Annotated in this window: 6 protein-coding genes and 2 pseudogenes; 7 read left to right on the top strand and 1 reads right to left on the bottom strand. The window is 49.6% G+C overall.

The annotated features are described in order from the left end of the window. The 6 genes and pseudogenes from AB6T85_RS23665 to AB6T85_RS23640 all read left to right on the top strand — a co-directional run. The coding region (locus AB6T85_RS23665) for a toxin C-terminal domain-containing protein (protein ID WP_369897048.1) at nt 1-1,201 on the top strand (1,201 nt) is incomplete at its 5' end. A gap of 3 nt (nt 1,202-1,204) precedes the next feature. Further along, nucleotides 1,205-1,642, top strand: a complete 438-nt coding sequence (locus tag AB6T85_RS23660; protein ID WP_369897047.1) for a hypothetical protein — start codon at nt 1,205-1,207, stop codon at nt 1,640-1,642. 438 nt (nt 1,643-2,080) lie between these two features. Continuing rightward, nucleotides 2,081-3,046, top strand: a complete 966-nt coding sequence (locus AB6T85_RS23655; protein ID WP_369897045.1) for a VENN motif pre-toxin domain-containing protein — start codon at nt 2,081-2,083, stop codon at nt 3,044-3,046. Then, nucleotides 3,036-3,284, top strand: a complete 249-nt coding sequence (locus tag AB6T85_RS23650; protein ID WP_125289627.1) for a hypothetical protein — start codon at nt 3,036-3,038, stop codon at nt 3,282-3,284. The genes AB6T85_RS23655 and AB6T85_RS23650 overlap by 11 nt, the downstream gene beginning before the upstream one ends. 234 nt (nt 3,285-3,518) lie before the next feature. After that, nucleotides 3,519-3,773 (top strand): annotated as a pseudogene (locus AB6T85_RS23785) (VENN motif pre-toxin domain-containing protein); the annotation flags it as partial. 711 nt (nt 3,774-4,484) lie between these two features. Further along, entirely contained in the window at nt 4,485-4,850 is a 366-nt protein-coding gene (locus AB6T85_RS23640; RefSeq protein WP_369897041.1) for a hypothetical protein, read from the top strand. 57 nt (nt 4,851-4,907) lie between these two features. Here the strand turns inward: AB6T85_RS23640 and AB6T85_RS23635 are convergent, their stop codons facing one another. After that, nucleotides 4,908-5,102 carry a SymE family type I addiction module toxin gene (locus tag AB6T85_RS23635; RefSeq protein WP_369897039.1) on the bottom strand — a complete coding sequence of 65 codons (195 nt, stop codon included), beginning with the start codon at nt 5,100-5,102 and terminating at the stop codon, nt 4,908-4,910. 24 nt (nt 5,103-5,126) lie between these two features. Here AB6T85_RS23635 and AB6T85_RS23630 point away from each other — a divergent pair. Then, nucleotides 5,127-5,332: pseudogene (locus AB6T85_RS23630) on the top strand (VENN motif pre-toxin domain-containing protein); the annotation flags it as partial.

The following is a 5,332-nucleotide window of genomic DNA, read 5'->3' as shown; positions in this document are numbered from 1 at the left end:
TAGCGATATCGTGAGGACGCAGGGCCAGATAGCCGGCGAGAAGGCGAAGCTGGACCCGAAACTGCTGGCGGCAGCGAAGACGCAGCTGGAAGAAAAAGCGCGGCAGAACGGGGTGAAAACGGCGCCCGGCTACGACGATATAGCGAAGCAGGCTTACACTAATGCCATGGCGCCGTGGGGAACGGGCAGCGCCCTTCAGCAGGGCATCAGCGCGGCGACGGCGGCGGCCTCGGCGCTGGCGGGCGGCAACGTGGCGGGAGCCGTTGCGGGCGGTGCGGCGCCGTACCTGGCGGGGGCGTCAGGCGGCGCGGCGGGCGAGTATATTGCGCAGCAGCTCTATCCGGGCGTTGACCGTGCAGACCTGAGCGAGGAGCAGCGTCAGACCACCAGCGCGCTGGGGAAGCTGGCGGCAGGGCTGGCGGGCGGGCTTGCCGGGGACAGTGCGGGTGCTGCGGTGACGGGCGCGCAGGCCGGGAAGAATGCGTTGGAAAATAATAATCTTCTCCAGCCACCAAGGGCTACGCCTGTACCCGTTCCGGGATTACCATTGAGTCCGGGTGACAAGGTAGTTCAGAATGCGAATAACATAATTGCATCCGAGCTGGATAAGACTCTGAAAAGGTCAGGAACTGAGGCGGATACTCCGCCGATCACTGATGGTCGTGCAATCGTTGAAGCGCGTGATGATACTGCAAAATCCCGCAATCCAAAAGTGGCGCATAATCAGCAGCATCAGGATGGCAGTAGTAACAAAACGGAAACTGCGCCGGTGAATGATGATCTGACCGGCGGAAAACTGGTTAATCCTTTTCATGATGAAAATAAAAGAACGTCACTGGTTACGCCGGATCGGTCTGGTGAGCAGGGACCAGGCAATACCGGGAATAGTGATGGTCTGCCGGATACGGGAGGCAATACAACGGTCACGCCGATTCCTGAGTATAATAAAGATGATTTAGCTTATTTGGCCCTAAGAGGAAAAGAAGCTCAAGAAACTGCCAGTAATTTAGGTTTTGAACGAAAAATAATCGCTCCTAAAGCGCCATTTAATTCTCTTGGGCAACCAGTATTCTTTGACGGTAAAACGTATATCACGCCTGATGTTGATAGCCATAATGTTACTAATGGTTGGAAAATGTTTGACCGTAAAGGAAAACGTATGGGGACTTATGATAGTGATCTAAAACGAGTTAAGGACTGATATATGTTTGGTATTTTTCCTGAAAGTGAAGCAGTATATGTCGATGGCGAGTGCGTCTTGCCAGCATCAATAATAATTGATGAATTTTCAGAAATGATGAATATACCTCTATCTTACTGGAGTGTTAATGACTACAAAGTTAACTGGCTAAGTTCACTTGAAGAGGGGCTGGCTAATAAAAAACATGCAGCTTTAGCTGTTTCAATGTATGAGCCAAACAATGTGAACTTTATATTTACTTGGGTGTTGTATTTTTTGGAAAGTAATGTTTTCGTTCAAAATATCATTTTGTTTTCAGATGACTGCCCCAGCTTTACTCCTGAAACTATAAATGATTTTATTGAGCCGCGAACAACGCATAATGAAGAAGGTATGAAAATATCAGAATGGGAAACTGATTTAAAAAGCGTTTTAGATTTCTACCATAGTCTGAAACGCTAATAAAACCCCGGCTATCGAGCCGGGATTTTATTAATCTCATATCAGTTACTTTTTCGATCTGTTAAGACCCTTTTGAAATTAAAGATTTTCTTGGGGGCTGAGCCGGGAATTTCTGACAGCCGCTTACTCCGAAATGCGCCATTCCAAAGTTCATTCCTAGACCTTGCGTGACGCTCCCGCGGTATGGCAATTGCCTGGATAAACTCTGAGATCTTCAGCATGCAGTCAGATAACTTCTTACAGATTGGTTTCTGTATATTTACCACTTAAGGCTCTACTTGAGATACCTGCAGCGGCTCATGTGGACTGATTATCAGCCTGCCCTTTATCACCCGCTCGTAAATCAGTGTTTCCTGCACAAATCTCGCCTTTGCTATTGAATGCCTGGCGGAGCAGATACATACGCTGACGACCACGAAAGGCCCGGACGGCAAAGAGGTGGTGAACGTTCAGGCGAACCTGATTGCGCACGCGGTAGTGGGCGCGGTGATCTCATACGCGTCGGGTAATCCTGCACTTGCGGGTGCTTCTGGCGCGGCGATGGGCGAGTACATCGCGCAGCAGAGGTATCCGGGAGTTAAGCGTGAAGACCTGAGTGAGGAGCAGCGGCAGACCATCAGCGCGCTGGGCACGCTGGCTGCGGACCTTGCGGGCGGGCTTGCCGGAGACAGCACGGGCGGTGCGATAACGGGTGCACAGGCCGGGAAGAATGCGGTTGAGAATAATGAATTGTTTAATCTACCCTCAGGCCTGAATAATTACGGCCTTGCACAGGGTAGCTTAATGACAAATACAGATAATCAGGTCGATGAAAATGGGAAAGCACTCCCGGGCATGACATTGCAAGATAAAGCAGTTCTTTCGGCAGATATGGCTAAAGGCAACCTGCCTGCCGGTCAGAATCCGGCAACAGGATTGTTAACGGCCTGGGGGGCAGGGGTGACGACGTTTGTGGCGCCGGTGTTACTGCCAGCCACTGCGACAGCTGAGGCGGTGATGGGCGCAGGTGCGATAGGCGGCACAGCTAACGTGTTTAACCAACTAAGTAGTGGAGAGCCGTTCAGCGCCACGGATGCACTGATTGCAACCGGTGTCAGTCCTTTAACGCAGGGTAAAGGATTCTGGTTCACTGAAGCAGCGAGCGTTGCCGGTGCGTATGCGGGAGCCAGGCTGCAGGGTAAAAATACTTTAGCACCGATGATTGGAGCAGGTTTAGGGATACTGGGGGGCGCAGCGATAGGTAAAAGAGTGGAGAAGGTGCAGGACACAATCCCTCAGTTTACAATACCTAAAATAACAGGGGTAGTCGCTGAATCTGCAGGTTCTGAATATCTCGGGAGTTCCACACGAAATCTTGCTGAAAAAGTTCAAAGAAAACTGGAGAAAAGTAGTAATGCAAAATAATAAAATTAAAATTTTATTATTGTTAGTGGTTTTATGGGTGGTTGGCCTTTTTACTTTTCTTGTAGGTGGTCGATTACTTATATCTTTAGTATCCTATTGTTTAGTTGATGATTTTGATTTTGATAGAAATGACTTGATTAGAGGGTTGGAAATATCAATCGGATGCGGGGTTATTATTGGTGTGGGGCAGTTTCTCATGTCGAAAGAGAAATCAGCCTCACCAACAGACTACAAGTAAAATATGCTAATGCTGGCCAATCGATACAGGATGTTTTTTAACTGACGATTGATGCTTGGTTAGTTACAGGCCTGTCAGCCCTTTGTGACAAGTCGTTTAGAGAGAACGGGTTGAGAGGCAATAGTGCAGAGATTGGCCAGCGTCAGCCAGAGGGGCGGCTGTACCTTATCGGGTGAAAGTCATTCACGATATGGCACCCACGAAAGGCCTGGAAGGCAAAAGATGGTTAAAGTGGAGACCAACCTGATAGTGCACGCGGTACCGGGTGCGGCGCTGGCGGGAGCATCAGGCGGGGCGAAGGGCGAGTATATCGCACAGCAGCTCTATCCGGGGGTTGACCGTGCAGGCCTGAGCGAGGAGCAACGTCAGAACATCAGTGCGTCGGGGAAGCTGGCGGCGGGGCTGGCGGGCAGGCTTGCCGGGGACAGTTCGGGCAGCGCGGTGACCGGGGCGAAGGCCGGGAAGAATGCGGTTGAGAATAACTCGCTGAGCGGTGACAAAGCCCGCGAGACGGTGAAACAGGTCGCTGAATTCCTGAAGGATCAGGTCAGGAATAAGCTGGGTGAAGGCACAACCTCTTCCATAGCGAACGCAATTATTAACGGCCTGGCTGATACCGGTGATGCAGCATTAGGCTCAGCGGATTATGCCGCAGATGCGGCTATGGCGCTGGCATCATGTGCAACAGGTGACGGCTACTGCGACAGGACATTAAGTGACCTGTCTGGTAAAAATCAGGCAGTGGCGGACAGCGTTAAAGCCCTGATGAGCAGGGATACCTGGTCAGCAGTAGCCGACACGATCAAACAGGCATCTGAGGGAAATCAGGCTGTACTGGAAGCCACGGGCGGGATGCTGGCCGGGGTTATATTACCAGGTAAAAAAGTTCCACATGTGCCAAACTCCGGAGCTGTAGGGAATATGGGTGAGTTCTTTAAACAGTCTGGTTTTGGTAACCTGGCAAAAGAAAGTTCGCAGAAATCTAGCCAGGTATTCCAGGGGAAAAGTGTTTATCAAGCTAAAAATGCTATTGGTGAGCATATTTCCAGAGGAGATAAATATTATCTGGATGGACTGCATAAAGACCATATTGAAGTTTTTGATAGCAGAGGAAAAGTAAAAGCAGTACTTAACCTTGATGGGTCATACAATCAGAAAAAAAACGGAATCTGCAATTAAAGAAAAGCGGAGGTTGCCAAAATGATAAATATTGATTCCTTGGATGAATTTAGTCGTGAGTATCTGATTTTTTTAAAGAAAAAAGCAGGTAATAAATTGCGAGATGAGAATCTTTATCTTGCCGACGATTATTCACTTGTCGATAGCATTCAGAGGGATGTTAAAAATATAAATCTCTCAGTTGAACTGTTTATTAAGGCTAAAAATAGCAATGATGAGTTGGCTATGCGAGCGGCTTTGTTGCACATCAGAAGTTTCATGATGGGAGTATCTGGAGCTTTTTATCAAGCGGTTGAGGATATTGATATTTATTTCAAGATTCCTAATGAGAAACCTTTCCCTGTAGATTATAAAGTTCCCGAACATTATAATTATCCGATTAAGTAATGATGACAAACCCCAGTCAACCGGCTGGGGTTTTTACTTTGTAACCAGCCCGTTATCTTAAAGTGGTCGCCACTCAACCAACCCTTCCGGGATCTTCCGTGGCCGCTTCTGCAGTGTGGCGAGCACCTGAATAAACTCCTCAATCTGCCGCTGCTTGCGTGCGGAGAGCTTTTTGCAGGCTTTACGCAGCGTGGTCACCACTTCCGGCTCGATGGGTAGCTCCGGTTGCGGTTCCTGTCTGGTGATAATCATGCAGTCCGGCATTACCCGGACATTGCGGGCAAGGGCGGCTTTGACGTGACGGTGGGCGACCACACGCAGCTGAATGGCGCGGTTATCGGCTCGACGGCAGCGGCGGATAAAAACCGGCTGGATACGGGCACGCTGGGCTTCAGCAGTATTGAAAAACACGCGGACTATAAGGTCAAACACCAGAGCGTGGGCATGAGTACCGGCGGCCCTATTGGCAGCCAGATGCTCGG

The sequence above is a fragment of the Erwinia aeris genome (genome assembly GCF_041224955.1).
In the GTDB taxonomy this organism is placed as follows: Bacteria; Pseudomonadota; Gammaproteobacteria; order Enterobacterales; family Enterobacteriaceae; genus Erwinia; species Erwinia aeris.
The sequence above is the reverse complement of the archived record's forward strand: the minus strand, read 5'-3'. Positions and strand labels throughout refer to the sequence as shown.

Coding starts and splice junctions, on each gene's coding strand:
- AB6T85_RS23660 (WP_369897047.1), top strand. CDS start 1,205: ATGTTTGGTATTTTTCCTGAAAGTGAAGCAGTATATGTCGATGGCGAG.
- AB6T85_RS23650 (WP_125289627.1), top strand. CDS start 3,036: ATGCAAAATAATAAAATTAAAATTTTATTATTGTTAGTGGTTTTATGG.
- AB6T85_RS23640 (WP_369897041.1), top strand. CDS start 4,485: ATGATAAATATTGATTCCTTGGATGAATTTAGTCGTGAGTATCTGATT.
- AB6T85_RS23635 (WP_369897039.1), bottom strand. CDS start 5,102: ATGATTATCACCAGACAGGAACCGCAACCGGAGCTACCCATCGAGCCG.